The organism is Sphingobacterium sp. UBA3519 (assembly GCF_002377215.1).
Classification (GTDB): domain Bacteria; phylum Bacteroidota; class Bacteroidia; order Sphingobacteriales; family Sphingobacteriaceae; genus Sphingobacterium; species Sphingobacterium multivorum.
Map to the genome: position 1 here is coordinate 1 of NZ_DFPI01000020.1, position 17,605 is coordinate 17,605.

Sequence of the window (17,605 nt, forward strand, 5' to 3'; positions counted from 1 at the left end):
AATGTCCGTTCAAAATATTCACTGAGAGGTTCGAGAGTCATTTCAGGCCATATAAACGGAGGACTGAGCGTCTGGAAAGTAAGATCAGACAACTTGGGCTTCTTGCCGGAGGAAGGCCTGCTCAGCGGATTTGTACCATATTGTCGATACCCACGAGCGATACGACTATACTACGGTTGATTGAAAAATGCGATTTTTCACCAGCAAAAGGTGTAACCGCCATTGGCGTAGACGATTGGGCTTACAAAAAAAGGAAAAGTTACGGTAGTATTTTGGTCAATCTCCACACAGGGAAAGTGATAGATCTATTACCAGACCGTGAACAGGAGACATTGCGTAAATGGCTACAGGAACGTCCAGAGATTGAAGTAATGAGCCGGGATAGATACAGTAACTATCGAAAAGCTATTACTTTGGGTGCTCCCCAATCTATCCAGGTCACCGATCGTTGGCACTTGTTGAAAAATTTAAGTGAGGCGGTACAGAAAGTTTTGATCAGGCATTACAGCAAAGCCACAGCTTTGTTGGCCAATAAGCAGTTGCGGGTTGACGATCAACAAATAGCTGAAAATCAAAGCACACTATCTGAAAACAGAAGCTCTCCGGATTCAGCTCATGGCGGGATCCGCTTAAAGCGGTTTGAGCAACTGAAGGAATTACAGAAAAAAGGATATTCCATACGTGCCATGGCACGGCATCTGTGCATGCACAGACAAACCGTCAAAAACTATCTGGACATGGAGACCTTGCCCCGGAAATCTCAATGTAAGATTAATCCGCTTGAAAAATTCTTTACGCATATAAAAAAGCGTATGGAGGAAGAGCCGAGCATATTGATCACCACATTGTGGCAGGAGCTCAGAACCCAAGGATATAAGGGAGCCTATTCAACTTTCTCAGAAGGCTTGAAATTCTATGGGATCCGAGTGGGCAAAAAAGCTGGGTTCACTAAAGAATTACCGAATCATGGTGCAGCAACTTTTAAACCATCATCAGCGGCGATATGGTTTCTGTCAGATCAACAAAATCTGTGGGATGACCAACGGAATATCATCCGCGAATTATGCAAATCCTCCAAAGAGCTGAATAAGACTTTTATCCTAGTGCAATCCTTCCGTAAAATAATGGCTGAGAAGTCGGGCGATACAAAATTGAGGGAGTGGATCGAGAAATCAAGCACCTCGGGACTAAAAGAAATAGCATCATTCGCAAAAGGACTGCTCGCCGATTGCCCCGCTGTTGAAAATGCGCTCACCTTACCATGGAGTAATGGTCCCGTGGAAGGAAACGTGAACCGACTGAAAATGATTAAGAGGCAGATGTATGGTAGAGCGGGGTTTGACTTATTGAGGAAACGTGTAGTATACGCTCCGTCTTGACCACCAAAAGTGGGGAAGAACCGATAAACGCCATTCTCTATAGCCACTGGATGTACAAAATGAGACTTTAGATGCGGAATATGCTCCAAAAACAAAGCCTCATGCCCCAAGCTTATGTGGTTAAATAAAACCAGGTGCTGATGGAGCTGCCCCATATCCCCAACATGTGGTACAACAGGGATATTATATTTTCGACAAAGTAGACTCACGGATATAAACTCGCTTACGCCGCCAACGCGAACAGCATCGACCTGTACAAATCCCGTCGCACCCATTTGAAGATAATTTTTAAACAAAATGCGGTTCGGCACATGCTCACCCATGGCAACTTTTATCGGCGCAATGTGTTCGGCCAAGCGTTTATGACCAACAATGTCGTCCGGGTGTGTCGGCTCCTCTACCCAAAACGGGTTCATCTCTTTAAGCTCTTGACAGATGGATAGCGCCTGCGGCAGCGTCCATTGCTGATTCGCGTCGAGCATTACTTTAGCTTCATCACCAGCAACCTCACGCACGATATGCGCACGACGAATATCCCGCAAGGGATCTTCACTGCCCACTTTGAGTTTCATTGCGGAGAAGCCGTTTTCTAAAGCACGCTTACAATTCTCCCGTACCTTTTCATCAGAATAGTTAAACCAGCCTACTGACGTATCATAGCCCACATAGCCCTTTTCAATAATCCCCATTCTTTTATGACCTGTAGCCATATTTGACTCCAGTAAGCTGATGGCCTCCGCCTTTGTCAACTCATCTTCCAAATAGGAAAGATCCGGCGTATTGACAATCTCTGCGGCGCTGAGCTCGGTTAACAATTTCCAAAGTGGAACTCCTCTCGTTTTAGCCCAAAGATCAAAACAGGCATTTGTTACCGAAGCTAAGGCCAAATGAACAACCCCTTTATGTGGACCCAACCAACGATACTGCTGTTCATTGCTCAACCTATTAAACAATTGACCAAAATCTGCCATAAGATCCTCAATTGGAATCCCTTTCAGTCGTTCGGCATAAAAAGCTGCGGCACGACAGACCAGCTCGTTCCCTGCACCCAGTGTAAAAGCCAGACCTGTCCCAACGCGCCCCTTATCATCGGCCAATCGGGTCACTGCATAAGAATAGATCGGATCTTTGTGTATCGCATCACTGCCTGCACCTGTAGCCAAAGGAAATCTTCGATCCTGAATATCAAACGTCTTTATCATAAAATCTTAACGTGCTTATTTTTAGTATTTAGGTTAATCTATTTTGAATTATAACTTTAATTTCTCTTTTAATTTGCGTAAAATGTCAACATCCGAATCCTTTATGCGCCCCATTCGATTGGGACCAACGTTTAAGATCAGGATATTGTCTTGCGCAGTTGCGGTCTGATAAATCCCCGCAAGCTCTTCCAAAGACTTATACTTCTTGTCTGTCGTGTTATAGAACCAGCGTTCTCCAAGTACCACTGTTGTCTCAAAAGGCATATAGTAAGTGTTCCCCTGTGCCATAAAAAGCTTAGGGTCAGGATCGACCGGAAGATATGGGTCGCCTAGCCTAAAGTCACTTGGAAAATAACGTATTGGGTAATAATTCTGCTGGTCTTTCGGCAAAACAATGTGTTTGTCCGTATTCTCAGGCGATCCGATGCTCCAGTTTATACCAATTTGACATCCAGGAACCTTTTTCTTGATTAAATTATAGATCTCCTGCGTGGGCCATCGATAATTCTCTTTTTCCCAGCCTCCATCCAGCCAAAGCTCAACGATATCCGTATACTTTTTGGTCATATCCACCAGCTCATTGAGCTGGTTCAACATATATTGATTATAGGCTGCATCTGCAGACCTGTCTTTAACATTGGGGTTCTGCTTTCGGTCCCATAAAGAATAATACAAGCCGAGGCGCATTCCCTGTTTGGCGCATTCTTTAGCCAGCTCCAGTACAACATTTGTTGCGTTCGAAGAGTTCGCTACATCATAATCCGTATACTTGCTATCCCATAAACAAAAACCCTCGTGGTGTTTCGTTACCAAAATCATGTACTTCATCCCGGCTTCCTTTGCTGTCGAAACCCATTGTTTAACCTCAATTGCTGATGGAGCATATGTGCTGGCGGGTTTAGATCCGTCTGTCCACTCCTGATCATGAAATGTATTCATGCCAAAATGAACGAACATGCCATATTTTTGGTCAATCTGCGCCCGCTGATATGCATTGGGCCGTACCGATGGAACAGGTACAATAGCCTTTGTTTGAGCACCGACATGTATACCTAAAACAGCGAGTGCCAAACTAAATAATATTTTTTTTCTCATGGTTACATTCTATTGGTTATTACTGCGTTTATTAATTTTCTTTCTTTAGTCCGTATGGAATACCTCCGTCATACCAGACCAAATCTCCCCTTTCTCCTGTGCATCGGATAAGGGTTGCTGACAAGGATCCGTTTCCTTCCACCAGCGCTGTGTCTCTGGATCGGAAGCCATTTTTTGCATATCAAGCTTGATATTTTGTCCTGCATATTCAAAATAGCTGAAAAGAAAAAATTGACCATCTATCTCCTTCAAAAAAATAGAATAATTGCGGATATGACATGCCTTGATCTTTCGAAGTACTGAGGGCCAAACTTTGGCATGAAGCTTTTTATAATACGCTACTTTCTCGGCTTTCAATCCTGTTATGGATGCATAGCGAGTCACGGAGCGACTGCTCTCTGTAGACCGGAAGGCTGTTGTACAGAGTACGACCAAGACGATCACAAGGATGTAAGGATACAATTTAGGATACATAAGTTCTGCGTTATTGTATAATTATACGTAGTTGTATAGTACTACTAAATTACGCGCTTAGCAGGACGGAGACTACTGCTAGATTGCTCATTTCTCCCACTATATTAACAATTTTACACATGTTTACTTATTTTTAAGGCAAAATAGGCTATATTGCCTGTTCTTAATTTAAAAATAACCAAACACATGAAACCTGTTTTCGCCAAAATTTTGGAAGGTGCAGCTATCACAACTTTTGCGACCAAAGATGTGCAACGCCCATTCTTCTCAACCGAATTTCATTTTCATAGCGCCTGCCAGATGACCTATATTGTGGAAAGTGAGGGAAAGCGGATTATTGGCGACAATGTGAGTAACTTTGTTTCCGATGAACTTACTTTTGTAGGACCTGATCTGCCACATGTCTGGCACAATAACACTATAAATTGCGCAGGCTCTACTATTGCGGAGACAAGAACTTCCCGTTCTTTAGCCTTGTATATAGAACCTAAATTAATGATCCAACTTTTAGGGCATTTCTTTCAAACACACAAAGTCGAAACCTTCTTTTCAGTCTCCAAACGCGGTCTCCTATTCCGTGGCGCAACAAAGGAACAATTGAAGGTAAAGCTAAAAAAGATCGTACAGCTGGATTATGGCTTTGAAAAAACTATTTTGTTACTAGAGATTATCGAATTGATGTTATCGACAGATGAATTTGATTACATTTCCAGCGCTGGATACACCCACAACTATAGCCCTATTGACAATAGTAAAATTGACAGCATCTTTAAATTCGTATTTAACAACTATACCGGAGAAATTCAATTGGATCAAGTTGCGCAGCTCGCTAATATGTCAAAACACTCCTTTTGCCGTTATTTCAAATCCCGTACGCAGAAAACCTTCGTCCAATTTGTCAATGAGGTTCGCATCAGTGAATCCTGTAGATTGATTGTCGAAAACAAGCATCAAATCACACACATTGCTTATGCCTGTGGCTTCAACAGCCTTTGAAACTTCAATAAAATTTTCAAATCAATTAAAGGGATCACGCCAAGCCAATATAAGTCCCAGATATGTTAGAAAAGCGTCAAAACAAAGTTGCACTAATCAAAATTGACACGACCAAGATCTACACTAGCAGGACCATTCAAAAGCTTTCCATTCATTCCGAACCGTGAACCATGACAAGGACAGTCCCAGGACATTTCGGATGGGTTCCAGCTTACTGTACACCCCATATGCGGACAGACTGAGTTTACAGCATGCAACTCCCCTTCCATATCCCGACAAATAGCCAGTTTTCTGTCCCTATAGTGAACAATTTTACCTTCCGCTGGCTGTAAGCTTTCGACCTCCTTCAGCGTTTCAGCCGAAAATTTGTCCATGATAAAATGTTTTGCAGCATTGACACCTTCCGATAATACCTGCTGTGCGCTCGCACCAGGTTTGATGCGGCTTGGTGACAGCAGTTCAGCCAGCGGATTCTCCTTTCCTTCCAATAAGTCAGGGATCACAAGTGACGCCATTGATCCAAATGTCATTCCATTACCGCCATAACCGGTGGCTATATACACATTATTTTCATTTGGCATACTGCCGATAAAGGGTAAGCCATCGGCTGAATCATAATATTGCGACGACCAACTTGCAGTAAGTTCATCATAGTCGAAATGCTGATAAACCCAAAGTTTTAGGTCGGCAAAATGTTGCTCTGTTTGTTGGTCGTCGCCAGTTTTATGATCAAAACCACCCACGATAAGGTAATGTTCTTTATCAGATCGATGATACCTAAAATAGTGGTAGGGATCATACAGATCCGCAGCTTGTCCCAATGCTTCAGGTTCCCCATGAAGCTTTAACGTCAGGACGTAACTTCGATAAGGTGCCAGTAAAAAATTGAATCTGTTTTTGCCTGGTGGCACATGGGTAGCCCAAATGATATTCTTTGCCGTATAAACCTCTTTTCCACTCAGCTTCAATTTGACCCTTCCATCTTCATTGCTATAGGCTTCAATTCCTCGACCCGTCAATATTTCGCCGCCCTCACGACGATAGGCTTCGATCATGCCCGCAATATATCTCATGGGATGAAATTGTGCTTGTCCCTCAATGCATATTGCTTTTTCGAAAGGTATATCAAAAGGTATGGTTTCGACATAATGGGTAGGTAATCCCAATTGCTGATGGGCCGCGTAAATTTGCTCGAGCTGCTCGTTCTGTCCAGATTCTGTGCTAAAGAGAAAAAAGTCACATGTCGAATACGCACACTGTATGGAATATTTGGAAATGTTATCTTTTATATAATCTAAGACCTCAAGCGTCGCATTCAGAAGCAGTTGAGCGGGATCCTTTCCAAAATTTTCAATAATCTCATTGTAAGAAGCGTCATAAAAGTTATTGATATGGGCGGTGGTTCCTCCGGTTGTGCCAAACCCTGGATTCTCCTTGTCCAACAGTAGGCATTTTATGCCTCTATTCTGAAGTTCCTTGGCCAATGTTACACCAGTTATACCCGCCCCCACAACAATGGTATGGAAATCTAAAATGGCAGGGTCAGTCGAAAAATTTTCAATGTCAACATCCTGCCAAAAGCTCTTGTTCGTTCCGTCACGCTTCATAGTCATTATATTAAATTCAAAGAATCAGTCTTTGCTTTATTGCAAATACAACACGTCCAAGATAAGAACCATGCTATTCCACTTTCGTTTTAGCGGTTAAATACGTAAAAAAAAGAAGAAGTACGTCTTCCTTTGCGCCCCCAAACCAATGTATAAAATAGGCTGTTCCTTCATGAAATAACGAAGTGCTTCATTGCACCTTTAACACGATATACATTATGAAAATAAATGCGAAGGATTACGTCAACTCCATTTTACCGAGTTGGGTAAAAAATAAGAAAATAATTATTACTGGCGGCACCACCGGGATTGGCCGGGCGACCGCCCTACTTTTAGCCGCGATGGGTAACGATATTTTAATTTGCGGCCATCATCAAAACCAGTTGGACGATACGCTCCGTGATTTTAATCAATTGGAATGCACAGGTAAGATGGAAGGGATTGTAGTAGATCTGGCGACCGAAGAAGGCATACACATGCTCTTCAGGACATTTGACGAACAATATGATCGTTTGGATATTCTCATCAATAATGCGGCTATAGCCTTTCAGTCGGTTAAGGACGGAAGTTATTCGGATCAGGCCTACCTCCTTCGCACGAATGTGCTGGCCTATTTGGCTTGTACCCAAGCCGCGTTGTTACGGATGGAACCCCGCGGAACAGGACATATCCTCAATGTCGGATCAATGAGTGCAGATGTACGCGAAGCGCAGAGTTCTGTCTATGTCTGCTCGAAAGGAGGTATTCAAGCATTTACAGAATCGTTACGGAAGGAAGCCAATCCCAAGGGTATCCAGGTGTCGCTTGTTGAACCTGGATCAGTTGGAACAGATATGCAACCTTTTTCACCGGAGGAGCAGCAGGAAAAAATTGATCATTTAGAAATGCTCTATGCCGAAGATATCGCGCGTACCATAGCTTATATCCTATCTCAACCACTACGCACTTCCATCGTGCATACACAGGTTAAACCTTTGAGACAAATCATATAAGTCATCTTCGATTTTATCAACAAGAAAACAAATCCACTTAGTTGAACGTCCTTAAAAAAATTTGTGTCATGAGAAAAAAGAAAAACTTGTTTGAACGATTCTCAAACTGGGCAACGCATGCCACCGGTAGTTCAGCCGCATTTATTATCGCAACTTCGACGGTGATCATCTGGGCCGTGAGCGGCCCCATATTCAATTATTCTGAAACCTGGCAACTGGTCATCAATACAGGTACGACCATTGTTACTTTTCTAATGGTATTTCTCATTCAAAAATCCCAAAACAAGGATTCCAAAGCAATCCACCTGAAACTCAATGAACTGATAGCGTCCCATGAAGGCACCAGCAACCGAATGGTCAATCTGGAAGACTTAAGTGAAGAGGAATTGGATCAGCTCGCTAAGTTTTATGCGCACGTGGCGAAGCTCGCTCTGGAAGAAAGGGATCTCACCTGCACACACTCTATAGATGCCGCAAAGGAAAACCATGATTATAAAGTAAAGGTTCAAAAAGAAAAACACAACCGCTCAGCAGACAAAAATCCGAACACGACGGACTAGTATTCAGCTTATTGATGACAAAAAAAATCCCCTTGAAGGGGATTTTTTTTGTCATGCTGTAATCGCTAATTTTTAGGGCTGTCCACCGCCGCCCGCGGCCCCATAAATTTGTCCGTTCGCATAACTTGCGTCTGCCGCAGCCAATTGCACATAGATTGAAGCAAGTTCGGCGGGTTGCCCCGGACGTCCCATGGGGGTATCACCTCCGAAATTCACCAGCTTTTCCTGCGTAGCACCACCACTCACCTGTAGTGCAGTCCAAATTGGACCGGGAGCCACGCCATTGACCCGTATGCCCTTTGGACCAAGCTGCTTGGCCAATGACCGAATATAGTTGGTGGTCGCAGCTTTTGTCTGTGCGTAGTCATACAAATCTTCCGAGGGGTCTGCGGCCTGTACCGATGTTGTACCGATAATTACAGCTCCAGGTTTAAGATGAGGCAAGGCTGCCTTAATAAGCCAGAAAGGTGCATAAATATTGGTTTTCATCGTGGCATCAAATTCCGCAGTGGTGATATCCAATATCGATGGTTTTGTCTGCTGCCGCGCCGCGTTGCTGACCAAAATATCAAGACCGCCGAGTTGAAGTACGGCGTCCTCAATCAGCCGAATACAAAACTCTTCTTTACGGAGATCTCCCGGAATAGCGACTGCCTTTCGGCCCGCCGCTTTTATCAAAGCGATGACTTCCTTCGCATCTTTCTCTTCCTCGGGCAAATAGTTGATGGCAACGTCGGCCCCTTCTCGTGCGTAAGCGATAGCTGCTGCACGTCCCATTCCCGAATCGCCCCCGGTGATCAATGCTTTGCGCCCTTGGAGCCTTCCTGATCCTTTATAACTATCCTCGCCATGATCCGGCCGGGGCTCCATTTCACTGCAGAGTCCAGGCCAGGGTTGAGACTGGCTCTTGAACGGCGGTTTTGGGTATTCTTTAACCGGATTGACCGGTCTGTCTTGGGTTTGGCCCGCTGAGCGATCGGGACTTCCAATGATACTCAATGCCAAGATTCCAGAACCCATTTTACCGATAGCAGCTCTTCTTCCCATATTATCTGAATACTTCATAGCTTTTTTCGTTTTTGGAAAAGGCCCAATGAAATTGAGCCTCTTATATTTATTCTACAGATGTGTTTTTACAAAAAATGCACGTTAATCATGTCCTTCAGTTTTCACAATCTTGTTATAGATGCCCAATAGAAGGAACGGTGCAGCCCATTGGCCTACAAATAGGGCGTTTTTATCGTTCGACATGCATTTTAATGCGGCAGATACACCCATCGCCAGCAATGCTGCGCCTAAAAATACGGTGGATGGTAGTTTAGAAGTTTGATCTTCTATCTTTTTGGTGATTTCACCTTCGTTTCCTGTATTTAATGCCATAACTTAAATTTTTGATTTTTTAATAGTGTTCACGCTAGGTCTATTGTACACTTATTCAGCTTTTGAATTGAGATTTGTATCGGCCAGCGCGCTAAGATCTTCATCACATTTCTTTTCTTCACCCAGTGTTTCAAGTAGTAATTTTAAGGCATCCTTATGTGTTAACACTTTCGCAAAAGCCGCCAATGTGCCATACGTGGCAATTTCGTAATGCTCCACCTTTTGGGCGGCAGCAATAATTGCTGCATCGCGGACAGATCCAGCTTCTGTTTCTTTCATAAGGCTTTCCGCCTCTTCAAGTAGCCCCGCCATAGCTTCGCATTTTTCGGCTTTTGCTTTCACTCCGATAAGCTCAAAACATTGCTCTAGGCGATCCACATGTGTTTCCGTTTCTGCCAGATGTTTAGAAATAGCAGATTTTAATTGTTCTGAACTTGCATTTTTCTCCATCTTAGGAAGTGCTTTCGTCAGCGCTTTTTCTGCCCAATAAATATCCTTTAATCCATCCTCAAATAATTCGGCTAGATCCTTCGCTGCCCCCGCTTCGGCAGGTACTTTTTTTCCTTCTGAATTAGCGTTTGAAGTTGCTGTGTTACCTGATTTTGTGTTTGTTTTACTTTTTTCTGCTGTTGCTGTTGTTGTTGCCATAATACTAAGTTTTTATGCTCAAACGAGCGGTTCGTCAAATAAACAGCTCTCAAACTCTTTTCGTTCGCCAGAACTGTGTAAATCCTGCAAATCACGCATATACCACATTTTATAAGTAAAAACACGTTTTTCAAAAATTTAAATGATAGCGAACAACAACGCTATAATTAACGTACAAATCATATGACAATGCGTACTAACACAGTTAACGATCTGGCAACAACAGTGGTTCATCAACAAACGATTATAAATTAAACGCAGTATGAATAAAAAATGTACAGTTCAGGATGTCCGTCCAGGTATGGCCATCCTCGCTTTAGCGATTGTAGCGCAATCAGGCCCCCAAAATCTACCGAACGATATTCCGGAAGAGCATGAAGAAGAACTACCGGAAAATACACCGGATCAGGAACCCGAAATTGATCAGGAAGATTTGGAAACGGATGAAGAATTAGACTTCGCAGTTGATGCAGAAGAACCTGAAATACCCCGACAGGATGATTTCGGTTTCGATGAGGAAATTGGTTCAGCAGGTGAAGATGAATTTCCAGAAGAAGATGAAAGAGATGAAAACGAGGGTGCTAATGATGCGGAAGGGCTGCCTACGCAACCGGTGACAACACCTTCTGATTTAGATGCAACACCCCTATAACGTGGACAAAAAAACAGAAGAACCCCGCTCTTTTTCCAGTGTCGGGGTTCATTGCACCCTATCCTATCTCAATAACTTTTTCTGAAAACCAAAACGGACAAGTCCCGCCGTATTCTTCGAACCGGTTTTTTCAATTAATTGCTGCCGATGGCCCTCCACGGTCCTTTTGCTCAAAAAAATTTGATCAGCTATTTCCGCATTTGTATGTCCTTCCGCAATCAATTCCAATACAGACAGTTCGCGTTCAGAGATGTCGTATCGTGCCATTATTGCTGTACGATCAATATCCAACTGTGCATACTTTGATAAGTTTCGGATCAAATCAATACTTAATGCTGCACTGATATATTGTTGCCCACGTTTTACCTGCTGAATTCCGAATAAAATCTCTTCTACATTGGAATCTTTCGATAAATAGCCATCAGCGCCAAGATTTAAAACCTCCTGAACAATCTGGATATTGTCTTCCATAGATAAAACAATGATTTTTATGGCTGGATAATGTTTTTTTACTTCTTGTATAAACTGAATGCCATCCATTACCTCCATATGGATATCAGTCAGGATGATGTCCGGTTTGGCTCCCTTGAGAAATTCCAGGGCTTTTTGACCATTCTCCATCCCCGCAATTACAGTTATATCTTCTTGCGCCTCTAATATTAATTGGAAACCGGATCGTACTAACGTATGGTCATCTACCAAAAGCAACTGTGTCATAGCTATCTGTTTTCTTTCTTTCGTTTAGTGATTGATTTTTGAACGAAACAGCTTTCAAGCCAAAAATGTTTTAAAAAAATAGCTCTTGGCAAATGCATACATAACATCAACGGAAAGATTTTGACCGCCGCCGCATTCTTTTTTCTGGAAAGGCGTGAGAGATGTCTCTGCTAGAGCATATAAATAATTGAAGTCGCGCTATTCCTCCACGAGGGAATTAGTACGATATGTTTGCGTAAGCACCACAATTTTTGCTTTAAATACGCAAAATAGGCTCTTTTCAAACGCTACCTTCCTCGCCGCTGTTCACTTGAAAACACAACGAAAGAAGAACATATGTTTACATCCATCATTATTGGCATCGTCTTTATTTTCTTAGCATCCTATATCGTCATCAATTATAGAAGAAAGGGAAATAATACGCGAAACAGAAAAAATCGTTAACATTTAAATAATAGTATCATGAAAATCATTTTAAAAACCCTGGGAATATTACTAGCCACCCTCGCCTGTATAGTTGTCGTTCAGGCGCAAGACAGTAATCCCGCTCAGCCACAGTCTGGAGATCTGGACTTTGCCAGCAAAGCCACGGCCAGCAACAATTTCGAACTGCAGGCGGCAAGCATTGCTCTTGCTAAATCGCAAAACCCAACGATCAAACAATATGCACAGATGATCACTGATGACCATACCGCTGCAGGAAATGAACTATCGACCATTGTAAAAAATAAAAATTGGCAGCTGCGTACGAGTGACGATCAAAATTATAAAGCCATGATCGACCAACTCAATAAGGCCGACACAGCCAATTTTGACCGCGTTTACACTGATCTGATGTTTAAGAGCCATCGAGATGCAATTTCACTTTTCAAAGATGCAAGCGCAGGCACAGCAATTACAGATGCTGACCTGAAGAAATTTGCCACCGATAAAATTCCGGCGTTCGAAAAGCACCTTGATCAGCTTAAAAATTGGCAACCTTCAGATCCTTCGATAAGTGACATGCCCATTACACCAAATGCGCCATCCCCAGCAATCAAGAATAAGGTACCAAAACCGACATTAAAATAACAACATATTTTTTCCAATCATTCACTCCGGAGGACAAAGCCATTACGGCTCTGTCCTTCGCTATTTCTTACATCACATGGAACAGACATTCGACTACATACACGAACTCCTTAATAGACAAATGGCGCTACGTGCCAAAATTGAAGAAAGCCCTATTGCAGGCGAAATAAAAATGAGCTATGGACGGGATTTTTATCAGGAAGAAGTGCGCTCCACGGGGCTAGCGATGATTCGCGACGGCTGGGATATGGAGGGCGAACAACTGATCCTCGATTTTGTGCATGAACACTATCCAATGCGGGTTAAAGATGAACTTACCTGGATTAATAAAATGATGCATTACCTAGCGGCTGTTACCGACACCTTTATCGATAATCTACATGCCGAGGGCTACCGTTTTTTACAGGGAAATGTAGACATGCCCAATGAACAAGCGATATTCTACCCAGTCCATGAACTAGATGCATTCGGAAAATTATCCCAAGAACTCGGAATGAATACCATCGTAGATCTGAAAATATCAAATCAATTAGAACAGTTGCAAGGTTGGATCTATTATCGTTCGGGAAGTAACTAATTTTGTTTAAGCCGAGGTAACTTTTGAATCATGAAATACGGCTTCGGCTTTAACTTGCTCAAGAAACTTACTCCTAAACCATTCAATCTGTTGCACGTTCTGTAAACCTACCTGAATTGATACAACATAGGCATCCGCCGTAATATCCTTTGTTAAAATTTTCATGGGCAGGCTTCTGTCGATCTCCTTAAAGCTAGTAATGGTATCTTCCAACCACTTTTTCCACTCTTCGATGCTGCGTGCCGTAACGATGGTCAACTGAAGATTCAGACGGATATCCGATTCTTCAAACGTCCAGTTGACCAGGCGACCGGAAAGGAGATCTCCATTTGGTATAATAACTTGGGCCCCTTGGTCTGTTAATAAGGTGCTCGATCGGATACCCACCTGCATGACCTGCCCTTTTTTATCAGCAAGTTCCACATAATCCCCCACTTTAAACGGACGTTCAAATACCAAAATCACACCTGAAACAAAATTGTTGATAATATTCTGCAGGCCTAAACCTATCCCCACACTTAATGCACCGACAATGACGGTCAGCTTGTCAACTCCCAACCCCAGAATACGTATTCCTATGAGGAAGCCAACAATAAAAATGACAACACGTACGAGTGGTAATAAGGCTGTTCGGCGCTGATTTTTTTTCGCGTCGGGCTGATCAAGAAGGTCTTTTAAATTTTTTTGTATCCAATTTGCTGTCCATATGACTGCAAATGCTAAAAGCACATCGCCATACGTATAATTAACACCACCAATGGTGTGGGTATTATTTAACAAGCGATCCCCAAGTCGACGAATTTCACTTGTGATATGCAAGGTGTTGGCCCAGATAATAATGACCAATATACCCGCAAATAGGCCAATAATACGACGGAGTGCGGCAAGTATCTTCTGCTTATCAAAGCGATTTATAAAACGGTCTTCTTTCGAATTTTCATAAGAGTTGAGTAAATCATGAGACAGCATGTCGCGGAATGCATGCAGGGAGAATGCTTGCAATAGCCCTACAGCTCCAGCGATACTGCATGTACGGGCCAGATTTAGAAAACCAAACAGATTAAATATAATGGCGGCCATACTGATAATTAGCAGTAACCATCGTGAAAAGGGGCGCAGATAATCAAAAGGTATTTTTCCGTCGACCTTCCGCCCGAGGTGCCAAAGCAGGCAAATACCCGATAAATTGATCAACATGACAATAATTCGCGACATCCAACCTGTATCCAGCACTAGATTGCTGGCAAGTACCAATAGATAATAAAAAAATACATACTGCATCATCTTCAGATGCTGATTGGATAACTCCGAGCGAATCAAAAGATATAGAAAGCCGAAAATAAGCAGATAGCTCAATTCGAGCACGATCACGGGGATTCTAAGGGAAGTCAGTGGCAGGAGAATAAGGAAAAAGACCGCAAACTTGAGGACAGGAATCCACCACGGTTGATTGCGATGTAAGGGCAATGTCTCTTCGGCCCCTATGGCACGTCTGCGCATCTGATAAAGCCAATAAAAATAAATAAGGCTCAGTAGGATAAGGAGGAAACGACCATCCCAGGCACTATCGTAGTAACGCTGCGATAGTCCATCCTGCTCCAGGTTCTTTTGTATTATACTTTTCCAGTGATACCAAAAGGTTCCTTCTTGCGCTGCCTGAGTCACATTCTGCTGCTGCTCGGCCTTGTCGCCAAGGTCTTGCATGTCCAACAGGAGCGATTCAATATCACGTTCTAGTGTTGCGGCACTATCTTGCACCGCCCGCCATGAGTTGGCCGTGGAGTCCTGGGGCACCGTTTGCTTGCGCAACACCGTAACTTTTCCCTGTAGATCATGCACAGCGGGTTTAACCAGGCTGATATACTGCTGTACTTGACTGGGCACGAGCCGACCATCATCCGGCCGCTGCCAGGCGACTCCTCGCTTTACACTGTCCAATCCAGTATAATAACGATCAACCTGCTCACGCCATTGTTCCAAAAAGTTTCTAGCCGAGGCCAGTGGATTACTCGGCAACGAATCAAGAATACTGACCGAATCCTTCGATCGCTCAACGGAATCGGCCTTTTGTGCGTGCACCGTATAAAAAAATAGGCTAAGCTGGATGACCAAGCTTAGCCTTAGCATGGCGCAAATTATTGGGCCCATAATCTTTTACGTTTTAAATTTGTCTTTATGTTTAATCGGGTTTAGCCGGAGAAGGCTGCCGCTGCAAAGAATCGGTGCTGTCCCGGCCAAGCGAGTCATTTATACCAACACCAACCTGCCCATCATCGGGTGTATTGGAGGAATCATAGCTACCGTTTGCCTGATTGCCTTTATTGCTGCTATTGCCGCATCCCCATAGTCCAAGGATTGCCAATATCAATAAACTAATTTTTTTCATATGTTTTGAGTTTAAGTATGAAATTATTCGAAAAGTGAACAGTGCAAAAAAAACAATGGTTCTCTTTAGTTCGCATTTAAGTAAAAATATCTCCCTATCGTAGAAGTACGCAACAGGTCAAACGTCGACAAACGCGTGTTCATGTTACTCAATGCTGCCTGTTCAATCCTCAGTTTTAGTTCGATCCAAATTGTCCAATGGTACAGCTTCCTGTGCGGTCCCAGCCTTATTTTTAGTCGTATCTTTTCCACGGCTACGGTGAATATTGTCTAATGGTAGACCATTCTGGTTGACTGTTGTATCTACTTTCTGTTCCTTTTCGCTACTTTTGGTTCTATTATCGCAAGATGTTGCTGCCACAGCTGCGAATGCGATGGCCAAATACAAATATTTAATCATAGTTTTTAACTTTTATTATTATTCGTTACCCCTTCCCCGTTTCGCTATGTGGAGCATCAACGGGCTTTGATTCAGGTGATCCTTTTTGACGTAGGAAAATGGTGAATACAACAATGGCCAAAACAGACAAAAATTCACTTTGCCAGTTCTGGAAAGTTTCAAACCAAATTTGAGGCATAATGAGGTACGTCCATGCGTCATCTACCGGTAAACCTTCAAGCCGCTGTTCGGTGTTGTGCTGTCTCCAGCTTCCATAAAAGTGCATAACCCAACTCCCCAAAAAAAGTAGCGCAAAGCAAATGAATAGCGATGAACTATATAATTTCAACAGCCAGCCACCTTTTCTAACAGGATAAGGGGTATTCGGGCCGGGCTGCGGTTCACGGTCTACCTCTACTTTTTCCCCTATTTTTTTTGATTCAGCAGAGCCCCATTGGCGTAATCCCACCGTCAGAATCACATACATCGCCATCTGCAGAAATTCACTCTCAAAATTTTCAAAAGTTGCGGATGTAAAATGTCCTGTGCCCAAATAATTAACGATATCCAGCGGTGCCTGATTGGCCTCCAGCAACTCTTCATTATGTACTTTCCAACCCGTAAAACATTGCATGCCTAGGGAAAAGACAAAAAGCGCTGCAAACACCAGGCTTAGGCCATTACGATAAAAAAAAGAATAATTTTTCTTGTTTTCCATAGCAAGATTTATTTTATTATTAAGTACATATAACTTCAATAAAAACTTAACTATTAAGTATTCATGCCTTTTCCTTGAGTATAAAACTTATTCGCCCATTCGGCTCCATCAAAGCCATATCCACTTCATCGAGGTGCTTACTATTTGTCTCTAACCGCAAGCTCGTCAGTAGATCAGTACGGCTTACCCCCAACCGGTCCATTTGATCCCATTGGATTTTACCGTTCTTGTATAAAACAGCGGGCTTACCTTTTACCATATTACCCAAATAGGGAAGCCTGGCCGATACCTGGGCTAGGATTTTATTGACAATAATCATCACGAAGCCGGCAAACACGGTTGACAGGAATGGCGAAGCGCCAACTATTCCCCGCGCTAATACCGCACCTAGCATAATAATGATGACGAAATCTACTCCAGACTTTCGGCCGAGAATTCGAATTCCGCCCAATCGAACCAAAAAAAGTGCGATGATAAACATCATAAACGCACGCGCCCCCATTTGTATCATCGTCAGGTCTTCACCAGAGCCAAAAAAACTGTCCATATTTTTATACCGTTTAGATCGTTGTTATACGCCCATCTTCATCATGAAGCAATGTGCTCTTTATTTATTTCAAAATAGCCTACTTTATCTCAGAACATCGGTAGGAGCCTTCCCTGTTCCCTCATTTTTCAAATTGAGTACTTTTACCTATTCAACAGGCGGATAATACGTTTTCATCGACAGTCAACAAACTACTGCATTTAATTGACTGTCTTTAAGAAAAGCA

Annotated in this window: 19 protein-coding genes and 1 pseudogene; 7 read left to right on the forward strand and 13 right to left on the reverse strand. The window is 42.9% G+C overall.

The genetic code is table 11. The annotated features are described in order from the left end of the window. Positions 1-14: 14 nt before the first annotated feature. Entirely contained in the window at positions 15-1,379 is a 1,365-nt protein-coding gene (locus tag B3297_RS24870; protein ID WP_414711983.1) for an ISL3 family transposase, read from the forward strand. Positions 1,380-1,411: 32 nt separating this feature from the next. Here B3297_RS24870 and B3297_RS09890 read toward each other — a convergent pair. From B3297_RS09890 to B3297_RS09900, 3 genes and pseudogenes are all read right to left on the reverse strand, one after another. Then, positions 1,412-2,581: pseudogene (locus B3297_RS09890) on the reverse strand (enolase C-terminal domain-like protein); the annotation flags it as partial. A gap of 48 nt (positions 2,582-2,629) precedes the next feature. Next, positions 2,630-3,676, reverse strand: coding sequence for an alpha-L-fucosidase (locus tag B3297_RS09895; RefSeq protein WP_070564359.1), 1,047 nt, complete (start codon positions 3,674-3,676; stop codon positions 2,630-2,632). Positions 3,677-3,721: 45 nt separating this feature from the next. Continuing rightward, on the reverse strand, positions 3,722-4,150 hold the full coding sequence (locus B3297_RS09900; protein ID WP_254667683.1) for an L-rhamnose mutarotase: 429 nt from the start codon (positions 4,148-4,150) through the stop codon (positions 3,722-3,724). A 186-nt stretch (positions 4,151-4,336) separates the two neighbouring features. On the opposite strand from B3297_RS09900, the gene B3297_RS09905 reads away from it, so the two are divergent. Continuing rightward, positions 4,337-5,146 (forward strand): AraC family transcriptional regulator, encoded by an 810-nt coding sequence (locus B3297_RS09905; protein WP_286778882.1) that lies wholly within the window; start codon positions 4,337-4,339, stop codon positions 5,144-5,146. 92 nt (positions 5,147-5,238) lie between these two features. On the opposite strand, the gene B3297_RS09910 is transcribed toward B3297_RS09905, so the two are convergent. After that, positions 5,239-6,753 (reverse strand): FAD-dependent oxidoreductase, encoded by a 1,515-nt coding sequence (locus B3297_RS09910; RefSeq protein ID WP_286778883.1) that lies wholly within the window; start codon positions 6,751-6,753, stop codon positions 5,239-5,241. A 218-nt stretch (positions 6,754-6,971) separates the two neighbouring features. Here B3297_RS09910 and B3297_RS09915 point away from each other — a divergent pair, with 218 nt between their 5' ends. Beyond that, a complete protein-coding gene (locus B3297_RS09915; RefSeq protein ID WP_112374754.1) occupies positions 6,972-7,745 on the forward strand; it encodes an SDR family oxidoreductase in 774 nt (257 codons plus the stop codon). 68 nt (positions 7,746-7,813) lie between these two features. Then, entirely contained in the window at positions 7,814-8,305 is a 492-nt protein-coding gene (locus B3297_RS09920) for a low affinity iron permease family protein (protein WP_070564371.1), read from the forward strand. A 72-nt stretch (positions 8,306-8,377) separates the two neighbouring features. Here B3297_RS09920 and B3297_RS09925 read toward each other — a convergent pair whose 3' ends face one another. The 3 genes from B3297_RS09925 to B3297_RS09935 all read right to left on the reverse strand — a co-directional run bounded on the left by B3297_RS09925 (position 8,378) and on the right by B3297_RS09935 (position 10,333). Continuing rightward, positions 8,378-9,370: an SDR family oxidoreductase gene (locus tag B3297_RS09925; protein ID WP_286778884.1), complete on the reverse strand. Its 993-nt coding sequence runs from the start codon at positions 9,368-9,370 to the stop codon at positions 8,378-8,380. Positions 9,371-9,454: 84 nt separating this feature from the next. Next, the gene (locus tag B3297_RS09930; protein WP_046676326.1) at positions 9,455-9,685 is read right to left on the reverse strand and encodes a hypothetical protein; all 231 of its coding nucleotides are present in this window, start codon (positions 9,683-9,685) and stop codon (positions 9,455-9,457) included. Between the two features lie 51 nt (positions 9,686-9,736). Beyond that, a complete protein-coding gene (locus B3297_RS09935; RefSeq protein ID WP_070564375.1) occupies positions 9,737-10,333 on the reverse strand; it encodes a ferritin-like domain-containing protein in 597 nt (198 codons plus the stop codon). 262 nt (positions 10,334-10,595) lie between these two features. On the opposite strand from B3297_RS09935, the gene B3297_RS09940 reads away from it, so the two are divergent. Next, positions 10,596-10,985, forward strand: coding sequence for a hypothetical protein (locus tag B3297_RS09940; RefSeq protein ID WP_112374752.1), 390 nt, complete (start codon positions 10,596-10,598; stop codon positions 10,983-10,985). Between the two features lie 63 nt (positions 10,986-11,048). Here the strand turns inward: B3297_RS09940 and B3297_RS09945 are convergent, their stop codons facing one another. Further along, positions 11,049-11,702: a response regulator transcription factor gene (locus tag B3297_RS09945; RefSeq protein ID WP_046676323.1), complete on the reverse strand. Its 654-nt coding sequence runs from the start codon at positions 11,700-11,702 to the stop codon at positions 11,049-11,051. A 462-nt stretch (positions 11,703-12,164) separates the two neighbouring features. Between B3297_RS09945 and B3297_RS09950 the strand changes: the two genes are divergently transcribed. Together B3297_RS09950 and B3297_RS09955 are read left to right on the forward strand one after the other, a co-directional pair. Continuing rightward, on the forward strand, positions 12,165-12,773 hold the full coding sequence (locus B3297_RS09950; RefSeq protein WP_286767559.1) for a DUF4142 domain-containing protein: 609 nt from the start codon (positions 12,165-12,167) through the stop codon (positions 12,771-12,773). Positions 12,774-12,849: 76 nt separating this feature from the next. Next, entirely contained in the window at positions 12,850-13,350 is a 501-nt protein-coding gene (locus B3297_RS09955) for a hypothetical protein (RefSeq protein WP_286778885.1), read from the forward strand. 6 nt (positions 13,351-13,356) lie between these two features. Here B3297_RS09955 and B3297_RS09960 read toward each other — a convergent pair whose 3' ends face one another. The 5 genes from B3297_RS09960 to B3297_RS09980 form a co-directional block, all read right to left on the reverse strand. Further along, positions 13,357-15,498, reverse strand: coding sequence for a mechanosensitive ion channel family protein (locus tag B3297_RS09960; RefSeq protein WP_112374750.1), 2,142 nt, complete (start codon positions 15,496-15,498; stop codon positions 13,357-13,359). A 31-nt stretch (positions 15,499-15,529) separates the two neighbouring features. Beyond that, the gene (locus B3297_RS09965; RefSeq protein ID WP_046676320.1) at positions 15,530-15,736 is read right to left on the reverse strand and encodes a hypothetical protein; all 207 of its coding nucleotides are present in this window, start codon (positions 15,734-15,736) and stop codon (positions 15,530-15,532) included. 162 nt (positions 15,737-15,898) lie between these two features. Next, positions 15,899-16,135, reverse strand: coding sequence for a hypothetical protein (locus B3297_RS09970; protein WP_286767561.1), 237 nt, complete (start codon positions 16,133-16,135; stop codon positions 15,899-15,901). 25 nt (positions 16,136-16,160) lie between these two features. Then, the gene (locus tag B3297_RS09975) at positions 16,161-16,832 is read right to left on the reverse strand and encodes a DUF6766 family protein (protein WP_286778886.1); all 672 of its coding nucleotides are present in this window, start codon (positions 16,830-16,832) and stop codon (positions 16,161-16,163) included. A gap of 61 nt (positions 16,833-16,893) precedes the next feature. Further along, positions 16,894-17,379, reverse strand: coding sequence for a DUF421 domain-containing protein (locus B3297_RS09980; protein WP_112374749.1), 486 nt, complete (start codon positions 17,377-17,379; stop codon positions 16,894-16,896). Positions 17,380-17,605: the final 226 nt, after the last annotated feature.

What these genes read in the sequence shown, in the direction of transcription:
- B3297_RS09895 (WP_070564359.1), bottom strand. Translation starts at nt 3,676, where the DNA reads ATGAGAAAAAAAATATTATTTAGTTTGGCACTCGCTGTTTTAGGTATA.
- B3297_RS09900 (WP_254667683.1), bottom strand. Translation starts at nt 4,150, where the DNA reads ATGTATCCTAAATTGTATCCTTACATCCTTGTGATCGTCTTGGTCGTA.
- B3297_RS09905 (WP_286778882.1), top strand. Translation starts at nt 4,337, where the DNA reads ATGAAACCTGTTTTCGCCAAAATTTTGGAAGGTGCAGCTATCACAACT.
- B3297_RS09910 (WP_286778883.1), bottom strand. Translation starts at nt 6,753, where the DNA reads ATGAAGCGTGACGGAACGAACAAGAGCTTTTGGCAGGATGTTGACATT.
- B3297_RS09915 (WP_112374754.1), top strand. Translation starts at nt 6,972, where the DNA reads ATGAAAATAAATGCGAAGGATTACGTCAACTCCATTTTACCGAGTTGG.
- B3297_RS09920 (WP_070564371.1), top strand. Translation starts at nt 7,814, where the DNA reads ATGAGAAAAAAGAAAAACTTGTTTGAACGATTCTCAAACTGGGCAACG.
- B3297_RS09925 (WP_286778884.1), bottom strand. Translation starts at nt 9,370, where the DNA reads ATGAAGTATTCAGATAATATGGGAAGAAGAGCTGCTATCGGTAAAATG.
- B3297_RS09930 (WP_046676326.1), bottom strand. Translation starts at nt 9,685, where the DNA reads ATGGCATTAAATACAGGAAACGAAGGTGAAATCACCAAAAAGATAGAA.
- B3297_RS09935 (WP_070564375.1), bottom strand. Translation starts at nt 10,333, where the DNA reads ATGGCAACAACAACAGCAACAGCAGAAAAAAGTAAAACAAACACAAAA.
- B3297_RS09940 (WP_112374752.1), top strand. Translation starts at nt 10,596, where the DNA reads ATGAATAAAAAATGTACAGTTCAGGATGTCCGTCCAGGTATGGCCATC.
- B3297_RS09945 (WP_046676323.1), bottom strand. Translation starts at nt 11,702, where the DNA reads ATGACACAGTTGCTTTTGGTAGATGACCATACGTTAGTACGATCCGGT.
- B3297_RS09950 (WP_286767559.1), top strand. Translation starts at nt 12,165, where the DNA reads ATGAAAATCATTTTAAAAACCCTGGGAATATTACTAGCCACCCTCGCC.
- B3297_RS09955 (WP_286778885.1), top strand. Translation starts at nt 12,850, where the DNA reads ATGGAACAGACATTCGACTACATACACGAACTCCTTAATAGACAAATG.
- B3297_RS09960 (WP_112374750.1), bottom strand. Translation starts at nt 15,498, where the DNA reads ATGGGCCCAATAATTTGCGCCATGCTAAGGCTAAGCTTGGTCATCCAG.
- B3297_RS09965 (WP_046676320.1), bottom strand. Translation starts at nt 15,736, where the DNA reads ATGAAAAAAATTAGTTTATTGATATTGGCAATCCTTGGACTATGGGGA.
- B3297_RS09970 (WP_286767561.1), bottom strand. Translation starts at nt 16,135, where the DNA reads ATGATTAAATATTTGTATTTGGCCATCGCATTCGCAGCTGTGGCAGCA.
- B3297_RS09975 (WP_286778886.1), bottom strand. Translation starts at nt 16,832, where the DNA reads ATGGAAAACAAGAAAAATTATTCTTTTTTTTATCGTAATGGCCTAAGC.
- B3297_RS09980 (WP_112374749.1), bottom strand. Translation starts at nt 17,379, where the DNA reads ATGGACAGTTTTTTTGGCTCTGGTGAAGACCTGACGATGATACAAATG.